General features: G+C 60.1%; 15 protein-coding genes and 1 pseudogene. 8 read left to right on the forward strand and 8 right to left on the reverse strand.

Annotated features, from left to right (window positions below):
• Positions 1-179: 179 nt before the first annotated feature.
• Positions 180-1,142, forward strand: a complete 963-nt coding sequence (locus ACIQLI_RS22275; protein WP_400392559.1) for an alpha/beta hydrolase fold domain-containing protein — start codon at positions 180-182, stop codon at positions 1,140-1,142.
• Between the two features lie 236 nt (positions 1,143-1,378).
• On the opposite strand, the gene ACIQLI_RS22280 is transcribed toward ACIQLI_RS22275, so the two are convergent.
• The 6 genes from ACIQLI_RS22280 to ACIQLI_RS22305 form a co-directional block, all read right to left on the reverse strand.
• Positions 1,379-1,549 (reverse strand): hypothetical protein, encoded by a 171-nt coding sequence (locus tag ACIQLI_RS22280; protein ID WP_400392562.1) that lies wholly within the window; start codon positions 1,547-1,549, stop codon positions 1,379-1,381.
• Positions 1,550-1,778: 229 nt separating this feature from the next.
• On the reverse strand, positions 1,779-1,958 hold the full coding sequence (locus ACIQLI_RS22285; RefSeq protein WP_400392565.1) for a hypothetical protein: 180 nt from the start codon (positions 1,956-1,958) through the stop codon (positions 1,779-1,781).
• A 1,089-nt stretch (positions 1,959-3,047) separates the two neighbouring features.
• Positions 3,048-3,605: a flavin reductase family protein gene (locus ACIQLI_RS22290; RefSeq protein WP_400392568.1), complete on the reverse strand. Its 558-nt coding sequence runs from the start codon at positions 3,603-3,605 to the stop codon at positions 3,048-3,050.
• A 68-nt stretch (positions 3,606-3,673) separates the two neighbouring features.
• A complete protein-coding gene (locus ACIQLI_RS22295; RefSeq protein ID WP_400392571.1) occupies positions 3,674-4,645 on the reverse strand; it encodes an asparaginase in 972 nt (323 codons plus the stop codon).
• 2 nt (positions 4,646-4,647) lie between these two features.
• Entirely contained in the window at positions 4,648-5,607 is a 960-nt protein-coding gene (locus ACIQLI_RS22300) for a ring-cleaving dioxygenase (RefSeq protein WP_400392574.1), read from the reverse strand.
• 47 nt (positions 5,608-5,654) lie between these two features.
• Positions 5,655-6,884 carry an FAD-dependent monooxygenase gene (locus ACIQLI_RS22305; protein ID WP_400392577.1) on the reverse strand — a complete coding sequence of 410 codons (1,230 nt, stop codon included), beginning with the start codon at positions 6,882-6,884 and terminating at the stop codon, positions 5,655-5,657.
• A gap of 179 nt (positions 6,885-7,063) precedes the next feature.
• Between ACIQLI_RS22305 and ACIQLI_RS22310 the strand changes: the two genes are divergently transcribed.
• The 3 genes and pseudogenes from ACIQLI_RS22310 to ACIQLI_RS22320 all read left to right on the forward strand — a co-directional run bounded on the left by ACIQLI_RS22310 (position 7,064) and on the right by ACIQLI_RS22320 (position 9,350).
• On the forward strand, positions 7,064-7,792 hold the full coding sequence (locus tag ACIQLI_RS22310) for an IclR family transcriptional regulator (RefSeq protein WP_400392617.1): 729 nt from the start codon (positions 7,064-7,066) through the stop codon (positions 7,790-7,792).
• An 860-nt stretch (positions 7,793-8,652) separates the two neighbouring features.
• A pseudogene (locus ACIQLI_RS22315) lies at positions 8,653-8,814 on the forward strand (carboxylesterase family protein); the annotation flags it as partial.
• Between the two features lie 29 nt (positions 8,815-8,843).
• Positions 8,844-9,350 carry a carboxylesterase family protein gene (locus ACIQLI_RS22320; protein WP_400392580.1) on the forward strand — a complete coding sequence of 169 codons (507 nt, stop codon included), beginning with the start codon at positions 8,844-8,846 and terminating at the stop codon, positions 9,348-9,350.
• Between the two features lie 626 nt (positions 9,351-9,976).
• Here ACIQLI_RS22320 and ACIQLI_RS22325 read toward each other — a convergent pair.
• Entirely contained in the window at positions 9,977-10,375 is a 399-nt protein-coding gene (locus ACIQLI_RS22325; protein ID WP_400392583.1) for a benzoate/H(+) symporter BenE family transporter, read from the reverse strand.
• Between the two features lie 804 nt (positions 10,376-11,179).
• A complete protein-coding gene (gene catA / locus ACIQLI_RS22330; protein ID WP_400392586.1) occupies positions 11,180-12,064 on the reverse strand; it encodes a catechol 1,2-dioxygenase in 885 nt (294 codons plus the stop codon).
• A 328-nt stretch (positions 12,065-12,392) separates the two neighbouring features.
• Here catA and benA point away from each other — a divergent pair, with 328 nt between their 5' ends.
• The 4 genes from benA to ACIQLI_RS22350 all read left to right on the forward strand — a co-directional run bounded on the left by benA (position 12,393) and on the right by ACIQLI_RS22350 (position 16,875).
• On the forward strand, positions 12,393-13,775 hold the full coding sequence (gene benA, locus ACIQLI_RS22335; protein ID WP_400392589.1) for a benzoate 1,2-dioxygenase large subunit: 1,383 nt from the start codon (positions 12,393-12,395) through the stop codon (positions 13,773-13,775).
• Positions 13,776-13,810: 35 nt separating this feature from the next.
• On the forward strand, positions 13,811-14,347 hold the full coding sequence (benB, locus tag ACIQLI_RS22340) for a benzoate 1,2-dioxygenase small subunit (RefSeq protein ID WP_400392591.1): 537 nt from the start codon (positions 13,811-13,813) through the stop codon (positions 14,345-14,347).
• A gap of 129 nt (positions 14,348-14,476) precedes the next feature.
• Positions 14,477-16,048 carry a benzoate 1,2-dioxygenase electron transfer component BenC gene (gene benC, locus ACIQLI_RS22345; RefSeq protein ID WP_400392593.1) on the forward strand — a complete coding sequence of 524 codons (1,572 nt, stop codon included), beginning with the start codon at positions 14,477-14,479 and terminating at the stop codon, positions 16,046-16,048.
• Positions 16,048-16,875, forward strand: a complete 828-nt coding sequence (locus ACIQLI_RS22350) for a 1,6-dihydroxycyclohexa-2,4-diene-1-carboxylate dehydrogenase (RefSeq protein WP_400392595.1) — start codon at positions 16,048-16,050, stop codon at positions 16,873-16,875. The genes benC and ACIQLI_RS22350 overlap by 1 nt, the downstream gene beginning before the upstream one ends.
• Positions 16,876-16,904 lie beyond the last annotated feature (29 nt).

Consider the following 16,904-nt stretch of genomic DNA (forward strand, 5'->3'; position numbering starts at 1 on the left):
GACCCTTAATAATGCGCCTGGGGCATTTTCCGTTCGACGTTTTCACCTGCCTATCGGTGTCGCCACATGCACCCGAGTACGCAAACGTTCCCCACCTCGTTATGAGGATCCCAGACCACTCGAATCCTCGCTATGCCCGTCTTTGCAGTCTTCACCCACTTATCCCAGAAAGAGGCACCATGCAGCCACCGGTTGACACTGATGACCTGTTGAAACCAGTTACATACGAAGCGCAAAAGGGGTTGGTTTACGCCGACCTTCCCGGCAACGCTGGAACATTGGATCTGTATCTCCCAAAGGAGTCCCAAGCGCCCGCTCCAGTCGTCGTCTGGAGTGCAGGGTCAGGGTGGTCGCTCGACAACGGCAACAGCTTGGGCGACCAAATCGCCCAAGCCCTGTGCGAGCATGGCTTCGCCGTCGCCGCGATAGCAATTAGATCCAGCCTTCAAGCTCAGTTTCCTGCTCAGCTTCACGATGCCAAAGCGGCCGTGCGCTGGCTCCGCATCAACGCTGACGCCTACAATTTGGACACTGGGCGCATAGCTGCCATGGGAAACTCCTCAGGCGGCTGGACAGCCGCCATGCTCGGTGTCACATCCAACTTGCCATGGGCCGAGGGGAATGTCGGTACGTTGGGGTCCTCGAGCGCTGTCCAAGCAGTAATCGATCTTTACGGCCCTACCGACTTTAGTCAAATGGATGACAACATGCCGCCCGGAGCGACGGCGAGCTTCAACGAACGATTCAATCTTGAAGACGGACACAGCGATCCGCTTTCACCGGAATCCCGCCTGATCGGAGCCCCTGTAGGGCAGGATCAAAACCTCGTGGCCGCGGTAAACCCGATCACCTATGTCGGCGCTACGACCCCGCCGTTCCTCATTGCCCACGGTGACATGGACACTCTTGTCCCCCATCACCAAAGTGAGTTGCTCTTCGAAGCGCTCTCACTCGGGGGAACTCCGGCCACATTCCACTCCGTCCACGGCTACGATCACAACCACGACTTCCTCAACGATGATGCTGCCGTCAGTACGGTGCGGCACGGGGGAGGGCGCTCGGCGGAAATGGGCGGTGCCTTGGCGCCCATAACTTGGCAGACTATTCTGCGATTCCTCAACGAAAACCTCAAAACCAAATAGCCGCCCGCACGGATTCACCAGAGTCACCGTCCACCCCAAGGGGCGGACGGTGACCCCCGTCTGGCGCCCATGACGATATCTTCACTTGATTGAATCGCTTCAGGGGAGTCCAGCGCCCTGGCGTGGCACCGAGGACTCCGGCATGGAGGCCGGTTCAAAGGCAAGCGAGTGCTTGATGGTCGACGGCACCTACCGACAGGGTCAGCGGGTTACCAGCTCGAGGGAGCAGAGTGTATTCAAGCGAAGTCGTCTTGACGTGGTCCCGGTAGTTGTGGTCCACGCAGGACCTCGCCCGGTGCGGTCCCTACGACGAGTTCGGCGCCAGCGAGTGCCTGCGTTGCGCCCTTGCCCGCCGCAGCGGTGGTTTCCCGGACTTGGTGCTGCGGCAGTGGGCCCGATATCGGCACGCCGTCAATCTGAGTGTAGGTGTCGCTGCCCTGGCGGACAGCTTTGGTGCCCGCAGCGGTGCGGAGAGTCAGGAGCGGCCGGCAACCCTTAGGCCAGGTATGCCGCCGAATCGCGTAAGTGACGATGACGCCGGTGAGCCACGGCCGAGAAGGCCCTTCCTCTTAATGCAGGATCCTGGTGAGAGCAGTGGATGGGACTTTGACCTAGCCCTGTGACAAGGTCCAGCTTTTAGTCCAGAGGAAAGCTGGAATGTATTTCGTTCTCGTGAAGCGCTAGTGACAGAGCGATGCCTAAAGCGGCGAAAGTGACGGTTATCCACCACGTCGATAACCAGCCTCCTGTAGCCATCGCCAGCCATGCCACCAGCATCGCGCCGGTGAAGTTGCCGATGCTGAAGATCTGTTGCATAAGGCCTATTGCAGCCGGCCGTGGACCCACCCCTGGGAGCTAGGTCCACGGCCGTGCGGGTCATGGTTGACGGAAGCATGGCGCCGGAAAGTGAGAACAGACCCACGCAGGCGATCTGCCAAGCCATGCCCCCAGGAATGGATGACCAGCTAACAGCGAAGCCGAGGGTACTGGCGGCCGCCATGATACCGAAAGAGACCAGCAGCAGTGACTTTGCGTAAGCACCGCGGTGCAGAAATACACCTGTAAGAACGGCGCCCAGGGCGTTCAGCCCCCCGATAATTCCGGTAACTATGCCTGGGACCACACCGGTTAACCCACTCTCCGCGTAGAGGGTGTGCAGGAATCCCACTATCGCCATCCACTGGATTGTGTAGCAACCAAAGATAATGCCGGCGATCCACACCCAACCAGACCCTTCCAGTGATCCTTATGCGCTTCGGGGCCACGGGGGTTATCTTGGAGCTGTTCCGCTGGTCGGCCGATACAAACCTCAAGACAAATGGGGCAGGGCGCATGCTGACTCCTGCCATGACCCACCACAGCACTTGCCAGCTATTCACTTGCAGAAGCAAACAGTGTGGCAGTTCCTTGGTGGGCGCACCAACCCAGGGCAAGACTAATCCGCGGCGTACGGGGGTGAAGGACGGAATTAATCCCGGCCCGACCACAGTTGGAACGATAAAGCCAAGCCCTTCAACGGCGCGCGAGTCTAGCAGTGAACCGGCTCCTGTAGACAACGCGCCTGCCGCCGAGAACCCGCGCTGAGGAAGAGCAAGCCCAGAATTAGAATTCGGCGCGAACCGAACACCTCGGCCAGCAAGGAGACCGCCAACCCGCCGATCATTCCCGCAAGCTGAACAATGCCCAAGAGCGCACCCGCCGTCAACAACGAGAATCCCAGGGAACTCTGGATCACCCGCAGAGCAGCCGGTAATTTCCAGATATGCAGGGCGGCAACGAATCAGACCGTTACTACCTCAAGCCAAGAGGCATTCCCGTTTATGGTTCGCCTGACATTCTGGATCGCGGTCACAGGGTTTGTCCTCTGTTAAGTACAAACTTGAGAATTCGCTCCAGAAGGCAGTTTTAGATCTCGTCATAAGGAATGCGGTCGATCGTCCGTATAGCACCCATCTCAGCCCATTCGTTCCGCCCCAGGCGCGCCAAGGGTGAAAGGCGACCGATCAGGGGGTGGACCCGATCACCGTCGATCAGAAGCACGCTCTCCTTCACTGCGATGTGCAGTACCTCGCCGAGAACAATCGCTGAGTCGCCCAGATCGATAATTCTGTCCAGCCGACATTCGATGGCGCTCGGCGCTTCAGCTACTCGCGGCGTGCGTACCACCTTGGAAGCCGCTCGCGAAAGTCCGACTGCATCGAACTCGCTCACGGTACGAGGAAAATTCGTTCCGGTGAGATTGATCTTTTCAAATAGGTCTGTTGGCGAAGAATTCACAACGAATTCACCGGTTTCGCTGATGTTCTTGATGGTGTCATTTCTGCCCACGGAAGTGAACTGGACGATCGGCGGATTCCGGCAGGAAACCGTGAAGAAGGAATGCGGTGCCAAGTTGTCCACCCCCGCAGAGGAGGTGGTTGATATCCACGCAATCGGACGGGGTACGATGAGGCTTGTCAACATGTGGTACGTACCAACGTTCGACAACGCGTCTTCCCCCTGAACCGGGAACTCCCTTGTCGGATCGTCCCTCATGGGAACACCGGCCTCAGGGCGGGCAGAGACAATCCTGCGGATAGAGCGCACATAAGCTCTATCCGTGCATGGAGGGGCCGACGATCGCCTGCCCACAATACCCCTGCATCCTGGAGATCCAGATCGCCCCCTGCGCCGGCATATCCCAACCCGGTCGAACCGCTGCCACACCGCGAAGCGATCAGCACCGGTCTTCCAGAGGACGAGAACTCGCGTATTAGAGGCATCCAGGAGGACGGAACATGTCCCATGCCCGTACCGGCGATGACCAAGGCGTCCGCCTCATCAGATAGGGCGCTGACAGCTCCTGCCGGTGCTCCCACGTATGTCCATAACAGCGGTACGGATGGTGCTTCCGTTGCAGAGACAGCATAGGCGGGGAAGTCGTTGTCGTGTGTGCGGATGGAGATGCGATCACGATCCACATGCCCCAGAAGGAAACCGTTCGGCGAAGCAAAAGAGTTAACGCGGGTCGTATGTCCTTTGGTTGCGTCGATGCCAGCTATCACGGTGCCGTTGAATGCAACGCACACGCCAAGCCCGGAGGTGCCTGTCGCTGCAAGACGTATGGCGTCGTGGAGGTTGCGCCCACCGTCGAAGCCTGGCTGTGATTGGTTCAGCATGGCGCCCGTGACCACAACCGGCTTGTCTGTTTCCAGGGTCAGCTGCAAGAAGCAAGCGACCTCCTCCAACACGTCGGTTCCGTGAGTGATAACGACGCCAGCTACCTCCGGACGCGCAAGATGCTCCCGAACAAAGGACGAAAGGTCACACAGCAGTGACCAGTCAATGTCCCAACCCATCGGGTAGTTCGACCGGAAATCAAGGCCTTCTGTTTCAATATTTGGAATGGGTTGGATCAGGCCAAGGAGATCCGCGCTGCCGAAAGTTTTGACCACGACGCCGGCGTTCGGCTCCATGGAAGCGATAGTACCGCCAGTCCCGATCACCACTACAGTTTCGGCCATGACTAGACGTTGATTGTCTCGAGCTGGGCCAGAATATCAGTGCGGCGCTCTTCAAACTGAGGAGGTAGTTGGAATCGGAACCCAAGCTCTTCCGGCAGTTCATCGCAGGCCCAGCCGCCTTCAGGGTGGGTGACTGCCAGCTCGAAGAGCGCGCCGCTAGGGGTGCGCACATAATGGGATTTGAAATACTTCCTGTCCTTAAGCTCAGAGAGGTCTGTGTACCCACGCGCCTCCAGATCGTTCTTTATCTGGGCTTGGTTGACAAGATCCCCCATGTTCCATGCGAAATGATGGATTGTCCCCGCTGCGTAAGTCCACGTCCCCTGGTCTTCGGAGCGATTGCCGATGATCTCAACGTGGTTCCCAAACACGCCTTCGTCGCCTACGCGGATTGCGCAACGATCTCCGTCCTCCTCGATACCTTCCTGCATGAGGAAGGACTCGGTGGAGAACTCGATCATGGCGTCCGGCGAATATGCAACAATCCCAACGCCGTGGACACCGTGGATGGCGTACTCTATCGGAACGCCGCCGCCTACGAACCCCACCCGGGGGTCATTCGGAGACTCGATGAGGACGTAATCAATGCCGCTCGGGTGCATGAAGAGCACCCGCCGTGAGCCAAAGAGCTCGATGTTGGCTGTTTTGATCTCGTGGGCGTTGAGCCGCTTCTGCCAATAGTCCAGCGAGCCTACCGGGACAGATAGCAGCACTTCCCGGGCCTGGTTGTTCCCACGGCGGCCGATTATTCCCTGCCGTGCAAAGGGAAAGGTGGTGATCACCGAGCTCGGGTCACCGTTCGCATTGGAGTAGTAGAGGTGGTAGACGGGAACCGCGCCATCGAACAGAACCGTGCGCTTGATCAATCGCAAGCCCAGAACTCCGACGTGGAAGTCAACGTCTTCTTGCGCGCCGCCAACGCACATCGTGATGTGGTGGCCGCCCTTGATGTTGATGCTCATTTTTTCCTTATTGATAGGAGGGATTTAGGAAGAGTTTGGTTCGAGGCTTATCTGCGAGGGTGGTCCGCAAGTGCAAAGTCTGTGCCGAGTTGCTCGGGTGACCCCTCAGCGTCCGGGTCGTAAGCGTAGATCCATTCCGAGTGCAAGAGAGCGTCCTTGCCGCGGAGTTCCGCGTCTCGTGTTACCTGCTCGGGCCCGTCAGGCCGGTGATTTACTTCTTTGCGGTCATGGCTGACGATCTGCAGTTTGCGAGTGCGCGGGATGCGTATCTCTTGGTACTTCTGCAGCGCCGCTGCGGGATCGAGACCGCCAGAGAGACACTTAGCCAGCACGGCGCCATCCTCAATGGCCTGCGCGGCGCCTTGGCCAAAGAAGGGGAACATCGGGTGCGCGGAGTCGCCCAGCAAGGCGATCCTGCCATCAGCCCACTGCGTCAACGGTTTGCGGTCGAGAAGAGCCCATCGACCGGGTTGGCTGGCAGCCCCAATGAGTCCCTGAAGTCGCGGATCCCAGCCTGCAAATTCTGTCTGCAACTCTGAGAGGGCCGCTGTGGTGGACCACGACTCCAAAGTGAAGTCGCCCGCCGGGGCGAATGCGACGAGGTTAATCCAACGCCCGTTTGAAATAGGGTAGTGAACCAGATGATGATCCGGCCCAAGCCACAGCGTATGCACTGGGCGTCGGGCGAAGTCTGGCGCAGCCACAGCCGGCACTAGCGCCCGAAAGGCACTGACTCCCGAGAAGTCGGCGGGGGATGGTTCGGTGACGGCGCCGCGCACCGCAGAATGCACGCCGTCAGCGCCGATCACAATGTCGGCCCGATGTATCTCCCCGCTCTCCAGATGGAGGAAAGCCCCATCGGCATCCTGCTCGGCGCGGACGACAACATTTCCCGTGCGAACAGATCCCTCTGGGACTGACGAGGCTACCGCGGCGAGGAGGTCAGCACGGTGAAGAGTATAGGTGTGCTCGCCATAGAGGTCGATGCAGCGCTTGTCCATGTCTTCGACAGACAGGACAGTTCCGTCCTGCCACCTCCGGAACTCCCAGCCGGCCTCCAGCCTCACACCGCGCTCTTCGACGATCTCTGCAACACCAAGGCGGCGCAAGAGGCGCATAGCGTTCGGGGCAACCAGAAGCCCTGCGCCTACTTCCCGAAGCTCCGAGGCTCTCTCGAAGACTGTAACTCGATGGCCGTTGCGAGCCAGGAAGCCTGCTGTAGCCAGTCCACCGATTCCACCGCCCGCGATCGCGATGTCCAGCGACTCTCCAGCCATATGCGGTTCCTTTCGATACGTGCGAGTGAACCGAGACGGTCTCTGACTCGCTAGAGCTTATTGCTCGACGTTACGTACGCCACCCCTCCGATGTTGGTAGGATGTTCACTGAGTGGGCAGTCGCAAATTCAAGCTGAGGGGGTGCCGTGCGCAGGAATGCCTCTGACCAGCGGTCATTGGTGGGCCGGGTAGCCGACGTCATGGGCGCCTTTGACACTCGGCATTCTGAACTGACTCTGGCCCAGATAACCCATCATGCCGGGCTGGCCCATGCCACTGCGAGACGCCTCGTCAAGGAGCTTTGCGCTGCCAGGTTCCTTGCCCAGACGCCCCATGGAACCTACGTCGTCGGTATCAGGCTTTGGGAGATTGGCGCATTAGCACCATCGTCTTTGCCGCTACGACGCATAGCGATGCCATATATGCAGGTGCTCCACGATTCGCTTCGGGAACATGTTCAATTAGTTGTTCGGGATGGGAACGAGGGCTTGATCGTGGAAAGGCTCTCCGGTCCCAGAACCATGAAGCTCGTCTCACGCCCAGGTGGCCGGCTACCGCTCCACACGTCGGCAGCGGGTAAGGTTTTGCTCGCTTATGCCCCCCCTGAAACCCTGAACCAGGTGTTGGACGGCCACCTAGCCGAACACACCCCGAAAAGCATCACCGATTCAGATGCACTCAGAAGCGAACTCGCGGCTGTTCGCAGCAACGGCCACGCTACAGTTCGTGGCGAGATGCCACCCGTTGAGGCGAACTCCGTGGCAGCAGGCATATTCGGCCGAGAAGGGGACATCATTGCGGCGATGTCGGTCGTCGTCCCGTCTTCCCGCGGGTCATTGCAGCCGCTGATTCCAGCCGTGATGTCGGCGGCGCGAGCCGTGACGACCACGCTACGCTCCGGACGGTAAAAGCCCCTTTCTGTCGGCCTGCCTACCCATCAAAGACCATGGAGTCCAATGCACCCCTGCCGTCAACAATCACTCCGAGTCTTTATTGCGTAACGGTTTTCCTTTGTTCTTGCCGCGCTCATCCGTCCCGTTGGACCAACGCGGGGGGCGACGTCGAAACCGGGGCGCATTGACGTCCTCGTTATTTCTGTGCGATCCAAAAATCCCAACGCCCTAGTGCAACCGCACGGGAGGTTCGGGAGGTGGAGCAAGCTAGGCAGAAGACCTCGTCAGGGTACCGGGCCGTGGGCAGAATCCGACCATGGACTTCGTCGACGATTGCGACGTGCGGCCGCCATGGTTGGATCGAAGCTCAAAGTCTGCTGGCATCGTTCCCCTTGCGAATTACGTCACCTATCCTTGTCTCGCTTCTCCCTCCCCCTACTCGTTGGATGTATCCAGGAATCTGAACATGCCGGCGAATGTTGCTTATATCGGGGCCAGTGCCGCTTCTCGAGAAACGTCGTATCCATAAATCTGCGGGCTCCCACCTACTGGGCTGGTTCCTGTGCAGAGAGCTGGGACCTTGGCTCCGTTCCTCCGAAGCCTCCTCTCCTTGTTGCACTTCTCTCTGAATTCAGGCGGGATCTGCCGCGTTAATCCATGAGCCACAACAGCTGTTGCGCCATCAGTCGGTCGAAGGAGTCCGTACTCATAGCGCACTCTGACGGATCCCTTCAAGGCGGGCTAGCGCGGCACCGACCCCGACTGTCCTAACGGAGGACACTAATTGCGCAGGCTTCCCGTCTACTCATGGGGCTGGAGGCGTTCAGTCTTGTCGTCACAGGTGCGCAAGTGTGCCCACCCATTGGCGACTTGCGGTGGAATCCTTAAGCCCCCACGAAGGGTGGCCGGGAGTAAAAAGCGCGGAAACGTATGGCCCGTCGACGCCCCAGCCATACGTACCTGGCGGCTCTCCGCTCATGGTTGAGCATGGATCACCCCCTTTTAGTGAAGACTGTCTGTACCTGAATATCTGGACTCCAGCGGTTGACGATAAAAGAGACCGGTTTTGGTTTGGTACACGGCGGGGCCTCCTGGAGGGATCTGGAAGGTTCCGTACTACGCGGGGGACACTTTCGCTGGAGATGGAGACATGGTTGTTGCAAGGATTAACTACAGGTTGGGCGCGTCCGGTTACCTGTCAGGCATGGGGGATTGCGAAAACCTCTGGCTCGATGATCAAGCCGTTGCCCTTCGGTTGGTCGCAGACAACATCGCCGCATTCGGCGGGGATCTTGGCGCCGATAAGCTTGCGAGTCGCCTCGGCGCTACCCAATGTCCTGACCTTCCCTTCAACTTCAACAATTTCGAGAGGTGGCAGAGCGCAGGCTTCATTCAAGGCCTCGGCCCAGAAGTCATCGACCGCATCGGGCATTTCATGCACAAGGCCTTCATTGCATTTGTAGAATGGGGAAACCCCAGCGTCCACCGGCTGAGTTGGCCAAAATATGAAAACTCCACCTGCGAATTCCGGTTCATCGATGAAGACATAACCGTTGGCTTCGAACCAACCTAACCATGGAGGTCTGTCCGTACTTATCCCCATACATCGAGAGTCTTCCCGAGGACGCGCGGGCCAAAGGTTTGAGCATGGGGACCTAGAACGGATCCGACGTTCCCTTTCGATCTGATTCGGCATATCAGGGGATGCCTGACACTGGCGTCAGGCAAGGGTGTGCCCTAACGGGCCACGTGGCTGCCACGTCCCAGCCTTCGTTTTCTGAATGGAATCGCCGTGCCCGACCTCTCGGCGGGGCAAAGGGCCGTTGCTCAGCCCAGTCGCTGCTGGCAAGCATGATCATCGGAAAACGTAGATACCGAAGAGTTAAAGCGCATCAAGCACTATGTGTACCCAACATGCTTCCCTGGGGTGCCTGGAACTGGACCGTCTGCGGTGGACAAGTACCCGCAGGCTTTCCCCGGCGGGGCGACGCAATCGGCGCCATTGCGGGTGCCCTTGTAAGAGCCGTTGCCGCGAGCTTCCTACGATATTGCATTGGTCCGAACCCTCCAGCGGCCGGGACCCCGTGTAGCCGAAGACGATGACCCAGAACACGGCGTGGATGTTAGAACAAATTCAATCCCGAGATGGTCAGGACGAACGCATCAGTGATCCCAGGGTGAAGGCTCCGGCGGAGGCGGTCACAATGGCCTGCTGGAGAGCCCGCAACATTGCGATGACTCGAGTGGCAGGACGAATTCGGTTGGCGCCGCCAGTATCAGCCGGGTCAGCGTCGGAGCCAGGACTGCGCAGACAAGGACGAGGCCGCCGGAGACCACGGCGCGCTGTGTTGGCGCTCCTTGGTTCTCGAAGATGTCAATAGGGCGTGTGGGCCCGACGCATGCTGAAACGGCCGCGAATCCTGCATGGAGTATGGAGAAGGCGTCCGAAACGACGGCAAAGACATTGAGGGGCGGACGGTGGCCAGCTGTCAGGAGAACAGCGATGCCCTGGCCGTTCTGAACGAACAGCACTGTGAGTGCCAAGGAAACAACCAGTTCTAGCTGTGCCGCCCAGGTCAGCTCAGGAGCCGTAAACATCGGTGCGGCCAGGAACGGACCCTCCTTGTTCCCGGCCTGAAATGGCCGCTGGCTGCCACGTTCAGGTCTCCCAACAGTGGTCCAGAAACAGGCGGAAGGAACCTTCCCAGCCCCGGCGCCGCACTCAGTATCAAGAATGCGCCCAGGATCGGCCCGGCAACGGTGGGATTTCTCTGTGTAGAGGCAACAATATCCGTGCCGAACCTCAGGAAAACTGTAGCAACCATTGCCATGACGAGAGGCATCGGGATGGCGGCCTTGATCCTATGGATCGCCCGGTGGCGCCCAGCGTGAGGATGAGCGCTCCCGACGTAAAGAAGGCCCCTACTACTTCCAGGAAGGACATGTGCTGCAGGGACGGGCCCAAGACGACAGTCCCGGGAATGGACCTGGCAAACCCAAGGCTGGCTGTCCAGAAATGACATCAAATCGGTTGCTGCACCGCCTGAGAAGAGGATGCCAAACACTCAGAAAGGGAACTGGTTGCGTGTCCCCCGCGCCGCCGACGACCAGGGTGATGCTATGGGCCCTGAGGCGGTGAAGATCAAACCAATCATCCAGGTGGAGGCATAGGGCAGGGCCACATCACGCAACCTCTGGGCGAATCCCGGGAAGACGCAGCCCGGGTCGTTCCGGCAGCCTCCGCGGCTGCTGTGTCAGGGCTGCGTCCTGGTCCTTGACGGGACGGTGTCATTCAGGCTCCTGGGCGTCGTTCGGCAAAAGACAGGCACCCCGGAAATTTGGTCCCAGATGCCTTGGGCGCCGGGGCCAAGGCGCCCCTGCAGCGGATACCGGCAGTTATCCCTATTTGGTCTGCCCCTCCTTGGCGAGAACGTAGTCATAGACCACTTCTTCGCCGGCTCCACCGTCGGTGCGGGGTCGGGGGTCGAGCATCAGTTCAGGCTTGACTGCGGAGGCGATGTCGTCAGCGTTGTGGGGGTCGCCGGGGAAGTAGAGCTGCTGCGTTACGGGCTGGTAGCCGGGCGTAGAAACCTTGATGTGAATGTGCGCCGGACGCCAGGCGTGCCAGCCTGCAGCGCTGATGAGCTGTCCGCAGGCCCCGTCGGTGGGGATCTGGTAAGGGGCTGGGCGCATCGTATTGATCTCGAAGCGGCCGTCGTCGTCGGCCTTCACCGTGGCGCGGAAGAGCCATTCCGGGAGGCCCGGGGCATACTGAGAGTAAAAACCGTCGCTGTCCGCGTGCCAGATTTCCACCTGGGCGTTCTGGATTGCGTTGCCTTCGGTGTCTGTGAAGCGGCCTGTGAAGCGCAAGGGAGCGCCCTTTTCATCGTCTCGCATTTCAACGGTGGCGGGGGTGTGGATTTGAGGGGAGCCGGGCACGTAGTAGGGCCCTTCAATGGTGCCCTTGGTGCCGGGACGGTCTTGGGAATTGACGTCCTCGACGGTGTGTTCCAGCCACACGTCGAGGAACAGCGGCCACTCGCCGTCGGTGCCCACCTTGATGAGCCAGGCTTTAAGTGCGTTGTACTCCTCGTAGGTAACCTGGTGCTCAACGACAATGTCGTTGGCGGCCTTGATGAGGGCGCCTGCCAGCAGGCTCACCCTCACCTTCGGCACATCCAGCTGTGCCAGCTTGCCGGAGGCGGCGAAGCGCTCGGTAGCCTTGGAGCCGGCTTCGACGGCGGTCCCTTCGTTCTCTTTGCGGCTTTTGGTTCGGGTCTCGGTCATGATGTTCTCCACATTCTTCATCGAATAGGGCAAGGAAGGCATCCTGCGCCCGTATCCAGGACGGGGAGGAGGCACGCCTGCCAACGCAGCATCGCGTGATGTCCGTCTGAGCTTAGACCGCGGATAAGGACGCTACAAATATAAATTAATGCTCTTTCTAGTCATTATCTGTACATAAAGACGCCCTTGGTCCAACCTAGGCATTTGCCTGATGTGAGCACGGCCGCGAACAGCAAGACTTGTAATCCTAGCGTCCGCGGCGAGGCTCAGCTTTCGAAAACGGACCTCCCGACCATCCGTCCAGCAATCTCCAATGGAGGAGCACGCCATGACCGAGAACCTGAGCCATGCCCGCGAGGTCCTTAACGACTCTGTCATCGACGACCGTGAAAACGGGGTCATCCGCGCAAAGCGCGAAATCTTCACCGACGAAGACATCTTCGAACTGGAGATGAAGCACATCTTTGAGGGCAACTGGGTTTACGTCGCCCACGAGTCCCAGATCCCCAACGTAGGTGACTACTTCACCACATACATCGGCCGCACTCCCGTTGTGATCACCCGCGACAAGGAGAACAACCTCAACTGCATCGTCAACGCCTGTTCGCACCGCGGCGCGATGCTCTGCCGCCGCAAGACGGATAACCGCACCACCTTCACCTGCCCATTCCACGGCTGGACCTTCAAAAACTCCGGGGAGCTGCTGAAGGTCAAGGACTCCCGTAATGCCGGCTACCCGGAAACCTTCAACAAAGAAGGCTCGCACGACCTCACTAAAGTTGCCCGCTTCGAGTCCTACCGAGGCTTTCTCTTTGGTTCATTGAAGGCCGAAGTGCTGCCGCTCGAGCAGCACCTCGGTGACGCCACCAAAGTGATCGACTCCATCGTGGACCAGTCCCCAGAAGGACTCGAGGTCCTGCGCGGATCATCCACCTACACCTACGACGGCAACTGGAAGGTCCAGGCAGAGAACGGCGCGGACGGCTACCACGTCACCGCCGTGCACTGGAACTACGCTGCCACCACCGCCCGGCGCACCGCGGGCGATTCAGCCAACAAGACCAAGGCAATGGACGCCGGCAAGTGGGGCAAGGTCAAGGGCGGCTTCTACTCCTATGACCACGGCCACCTGCTGCTGTGGCAGGAATGGACCAACCCGGAGGACCGCCCGCTCTGGGACCGCCGCGACGAGCTCGTCGCGAAGTATGGCGAGGAGATGGCCAACTTCATGATCAACATCTCCCGCAACCTGTGCCTGTACCCGAACGTGTACATCATGGACCAGTTCTCTTCCCAGATCCGCCACTTCCGTCCCATCTCAGCGGACCAGACCGAAGTCACCATCTACTGCATAGCCCCCAAGGGCGAATCCCAGGAGAACCGCTCCAAGCGCATCCGCCAGTACGAGGACTTCTTCAACGCCACCGGCATGGCCACACCGGATGACCTGGAGGAATTCCGTTCCTGCAACAAGACCTACTGGGCAACCACGGCACCGTGGAATGACATGACCCGCGGCTCTACCCATGAGATTGCAGGACCCGACGAGCAGGCCGTGGCATTGGGCATGACCAGGGTGATCGCCTCTGGAGTGCGCACTGAAGACGAAGGGCTGTACCCCGTCCAGCACGGGTATTGGAAAGAAGTCATGGACCAGGCCCTGGTGGAGGACGAGCGCGCCGCACTTGATGCCGTTCCCGCCACCGCCTGACCGAGACCCTTGGAACAAAGAGAGTTCGCAAAAACATGACCAACCTGACCCTGCCCCCGGCGGCGCTGAAGACCGCCGAGGAAATCGCGACCCTCGAAACTGTCCGTGCTTTCCTGTACAAGGAAGCCCGGCTACTGGATGACCGCCAGTTCGACGAGTGGCTGGAGTGCTACCATCCGGACTCCGAATTCTGGATGCCTGCCTGGGACGTCGATGACCGGCTGACCCAGGATCCGCAGAACGAGATCTCCCTCATCTACTACGACAACCGCGGCGGCATCGAGGACCGCGTTTTCCGGATCAAAACGGACCGGTCCTCCGCCACCTCCCTGCCGGAACCCCGCACCGGACACAACCTCACGGACATCGAGATCATGGGGCACGACGGCGTCCGGGTGGAAGCGCGCTTCAACTGGTTCACCCTGTACTTCCGGTACAACACCACCGATACGTACTTCGGGACGAGTTTCTACACGATCGATCTTTCCGGTGCTACGCCAGTGATCATGAAAAAGAAGGTCGTCCTGAAGAACGACTACATTCACCACGTGGTGGATGTCTACATGATTTGATCGCCCGGTGGGCCGGTGCCCGGCCGTCCGGGCATCGGCTCCAAAGGCTTCAACCGATTACAGGTGCCCGCCGGGCACACCAGAACTTTCCCGGGTCGTATGACGCGCCCGCCCAGCCAGGAGGAAATCATGGGCCACAACGTAGCCCTCAGCTTCGAGGACGGCGTCACCAAAGTCATTAAGGTCGGCGCCTGCGAGACCGTCATGGACGCCGCCTACAAGGCGCGCATCAACATCCCCTCAGATTGCCGTGACGGTGCGTGTGGCACCTGCAAGGCCTTCTGCGACTCCGGCTCCTTCGACCCAGGGGACTACATTGACGACGCTATGACCGAGGAGGAGCTCGACAACGGTTACCTGCTTACCTGCCAAGCGGTGCCTGAATCGGACCTGGTCATTCAGATCCCCGCCACCTCCGAATCAGCGAAGACGGCCGCAGCTACCTTCACGTCCACCATCAAGGAGCTCAACCGGCACACGGACACCACGGTGTCCTTTACGCTGGAGGTGCAGAACCGGGACGCGTTGGCCTTCCTGCCAGGACAGTACGTCAACCTCAAGGTCCCAAGCACTGAGGCTGAGCGTTCCTATTCATTCAGCAGCGGTCCGGAAGTGCAGGATGTGTCCTTCATGGTTCGAGTGACGCCCCAGGGCGCCATGTCCGAATACCTGCGCGACCGCGCAGCCGTGGGCGATACCATCGATTTCACCGGCCCCTTCGGCTCGTTCTTCCTTCGCGTGCCCAAGCGGCCCCTGCTGCTCCTGGCCGGGGGCACCGGTCTGGCACCGCTCCTGTCTATCCTCGAGAAGCTGTCTGAAAACCCTCCGGAAGCCCCGGTCCACCTGATCTACGGCCTGACCCGGGAAGCGGACATCGTCGGCCTGGACTGGCTGCGCGAATATGAGGCAAGGCTGCCGGGATTCACATGGGACTACATCGCCTCCGAGCCTGGTACGTCCGCGCCCCATACCGGCTACGTCACGCAGATCATTGCGCCCGCCCACCTTAATGACGGCGATGTCGACATCTACCTGTGCGGCCCGCCTCCCATGGTCAACGCAGTTTCGAAGTGGCTGGACAGCGAGGGGATCCAGCCCGCCAACTTCTACTTCGAGCGGTTCGCCCCGAAGGAAATTACCGGCGGTGACGCCGAGACGGGCGCGCCTGCTCCTGCCGGGAAGATCGAGGCCGAAGGTGACAGAATTAGCCGCAGCGAGGCTGTCTCGTCGCTAGTGACCGGCCGGTTGGACTTCCGGAAGGAAGACAGCTTCGCCCAACTGGACGCCCGCATGGGCCTGGAGCTTGCAGTCAGCGAACTGATGCTGGGCCGGTTGAGCGACGAGCAGCTGCGCCAGTTCCGGCGGCTCGCCGGGGCTACCGTACGTTCGGTGGAGGCCGGAATCATCAAAGAGCCTGAGGAGTTCGCCCGCACCAACGAAGACTTCCACGAGTACCTCTTCGTGATCTGTGACAACCCCATGCTGCTAGAGTCCTACCGCAGGCTCGACGTCCATGCTCAGATGGCTGCCGCCTTCGAGCCGGGAACGCCGATTTTTGAACGCGTGACGCAGGACCACCTAGACATCGTCGCCGCCTTTGAGCAGCAGGACAGGGCACGCCTGCGGGAGGTCATCACAGCCCATGCCCACGATGCGAAGGAAACCATGGCCGGAGCGATTGACGCTAGGGCTGCTTACTGATGGCAATCCCATACGCGGGACAGTTCGTGAGCCCGGGGCGGTTCGCCGGTAAGACAGCTGTGGTAACGGGCGCGGCACAAGGCATTGGCCAGAAGGTGGCCGAGCGTATTGCCGCTGAGGGCGGGGACGTGGTCCTGGTGGACCGCGCGGAGCTCGTCCACGAAGTGGCAATGGACATTGATGGTGTTTCAAAGGCATCCGGTTCTGGAGGTTCGGCCACGTCCGTAACCGCCGACCTTGAGACCTTCGCCGGTGCGCAGCAGGCTGTGCAAACGGCCCTCGCTGCCCGCGGACGGGTGGACGTGCTGGTGAACAACGTCGGAGGTACAATTTGGGCCCGGCCCTTCGAGGAATACGACGAGGACAAGATCGAGATGGAAATCAGCCGCTCGCTCTTTCCTACCCTCTGGAGCTGCCGGGCCGTCCTGCCATCCATGCTGCAGCAGGAATCGGGCACCATCGTCAATGTTTCATCGGTGGCCACTCGCGGTTTGCACCGGGTGCCCTATGCCGCCGCGAAGGGCGGCGTCAACGCCCTGACGCAGGCTCTGGCTATGGAGGTTGCAGGCCGCGGCATCCGAGTTGTGGCCACTGCACCCGGCGGCACCGAGGCGCCCCCCCGCCAGGTCAAGCGGGGGCCTGAGGCCGAATCCGCCGCCGAAAAGGCCTGGTACCAGGTGATCGTGGAACAGACCATGCAGTCCACCTTTATGAAGCGCTACGGCACTCTGGACGAACAGGCTGCGCCCATCGTTTTCCTCGCCTCGGATGAAGCGTCCTACCTGACCGGCTGCATTCTTCCCGTGGCCGGCGGGGACCTCGGGTAGGCCCTTTAGGTGGATGCGCCCACAGGGGA

This window comes from Paenarthrobacter sp. NPDC091669, assembly GCF_044756725.1.
GTDB lineage: Bacteria > Actinomycetota > Actinomycetes > Actinomycetales > Micrococcaceae > Arthrobacter > Arthrobacter bambusae_C.

Excerpts from the sequence above, each read along its gene's own strand:
- ACIQLI_RS22285 (WP_400392565.1), bottom strand. The coding sequence starts at position 1,958 with ATGCAACAGATCTTCAGCATCGGCAACTTCACCGGCGCGATGCTGGTG.
- ACIQLI_RS22350 (WP_400392595.1), top strand. The coding sequence starts at position 16,048 with ATGGCAATCCCATACGCGGGACAGTTCGTGAGCCCGGGGCGGTTCGCC.
- ACIQLI_RS22275 (WP_400392559.1), top strand. The coding sequence starts at position 180 with ATGCAGCCACCGGTTGACACTGATGACCTGTTGAAACCAGTTACATAC.
- ACIQLI_RS22325 (WP_400392583.1), bottom strand. The coding sequence starts at position 10,375 with ATGTTTACGGCTCCTGAGCTGACCTGGGCGGCACAGCTAGAACTGGTT.
- benA (WP_400392589.1), top strand. The coding sequence starts at position 12,393 with ATGACCGAGAACCTGAGCCATGCCCGCGAGGTCCTTAACGACTCTGTC.
- benB (WP_400392591.1), top strand. The coding sequence starts at position 13,811 with ATGACCAACCTGACCCTGCCCCCGGCGGCGCTGAAGACCGCCGAGGAA.
- ACIQLI_RS22300 (WP_400392574.1), bottom strand. The coding sequence starts at position 5,607 with ATGAGCATCAACATCAAGGGCGGCCACCACATCACGATGTGCGTTGGC.
- catA (WP_400392586.1), bottom strand. The coding sequence starts at position 12,064 with ATGACCGAGACCCGAACCAAAAGCCGCAAAGAGAACGAAGGGACCGCC.
- ACIQLI_RS22295 (WP_400392571.1), bottom strand. The coding sequence starts at position 4,645 with ATGGCCGAAACTGTAGTGGTGATCGGGACTGGCGGTACTATCGCTTCC.
- ACIQLI_RS22305 (WP_400392577.1), bottom strand. The coding sequence starts at position 6,884 with ATGGCTGGAGAGTCGCTGGACATCGCGATCGCGGGCGGTGGAATCGGT.
- ACIQLI_RS22290 (WP_400392568.1), bottom strand. The coding sequence starts at position 3,605 with ATGTTGACAAGCCTCATCGTACCCCGTCCGATTGCGTGGATATCAACC.
- benC (WP_400392593.1), top strand. The coding sequence starts at position 14,477 with ATGGGCCACAACGTAGCCCTCAGCTTCGAGGACGGCGTCACCAAAGTC.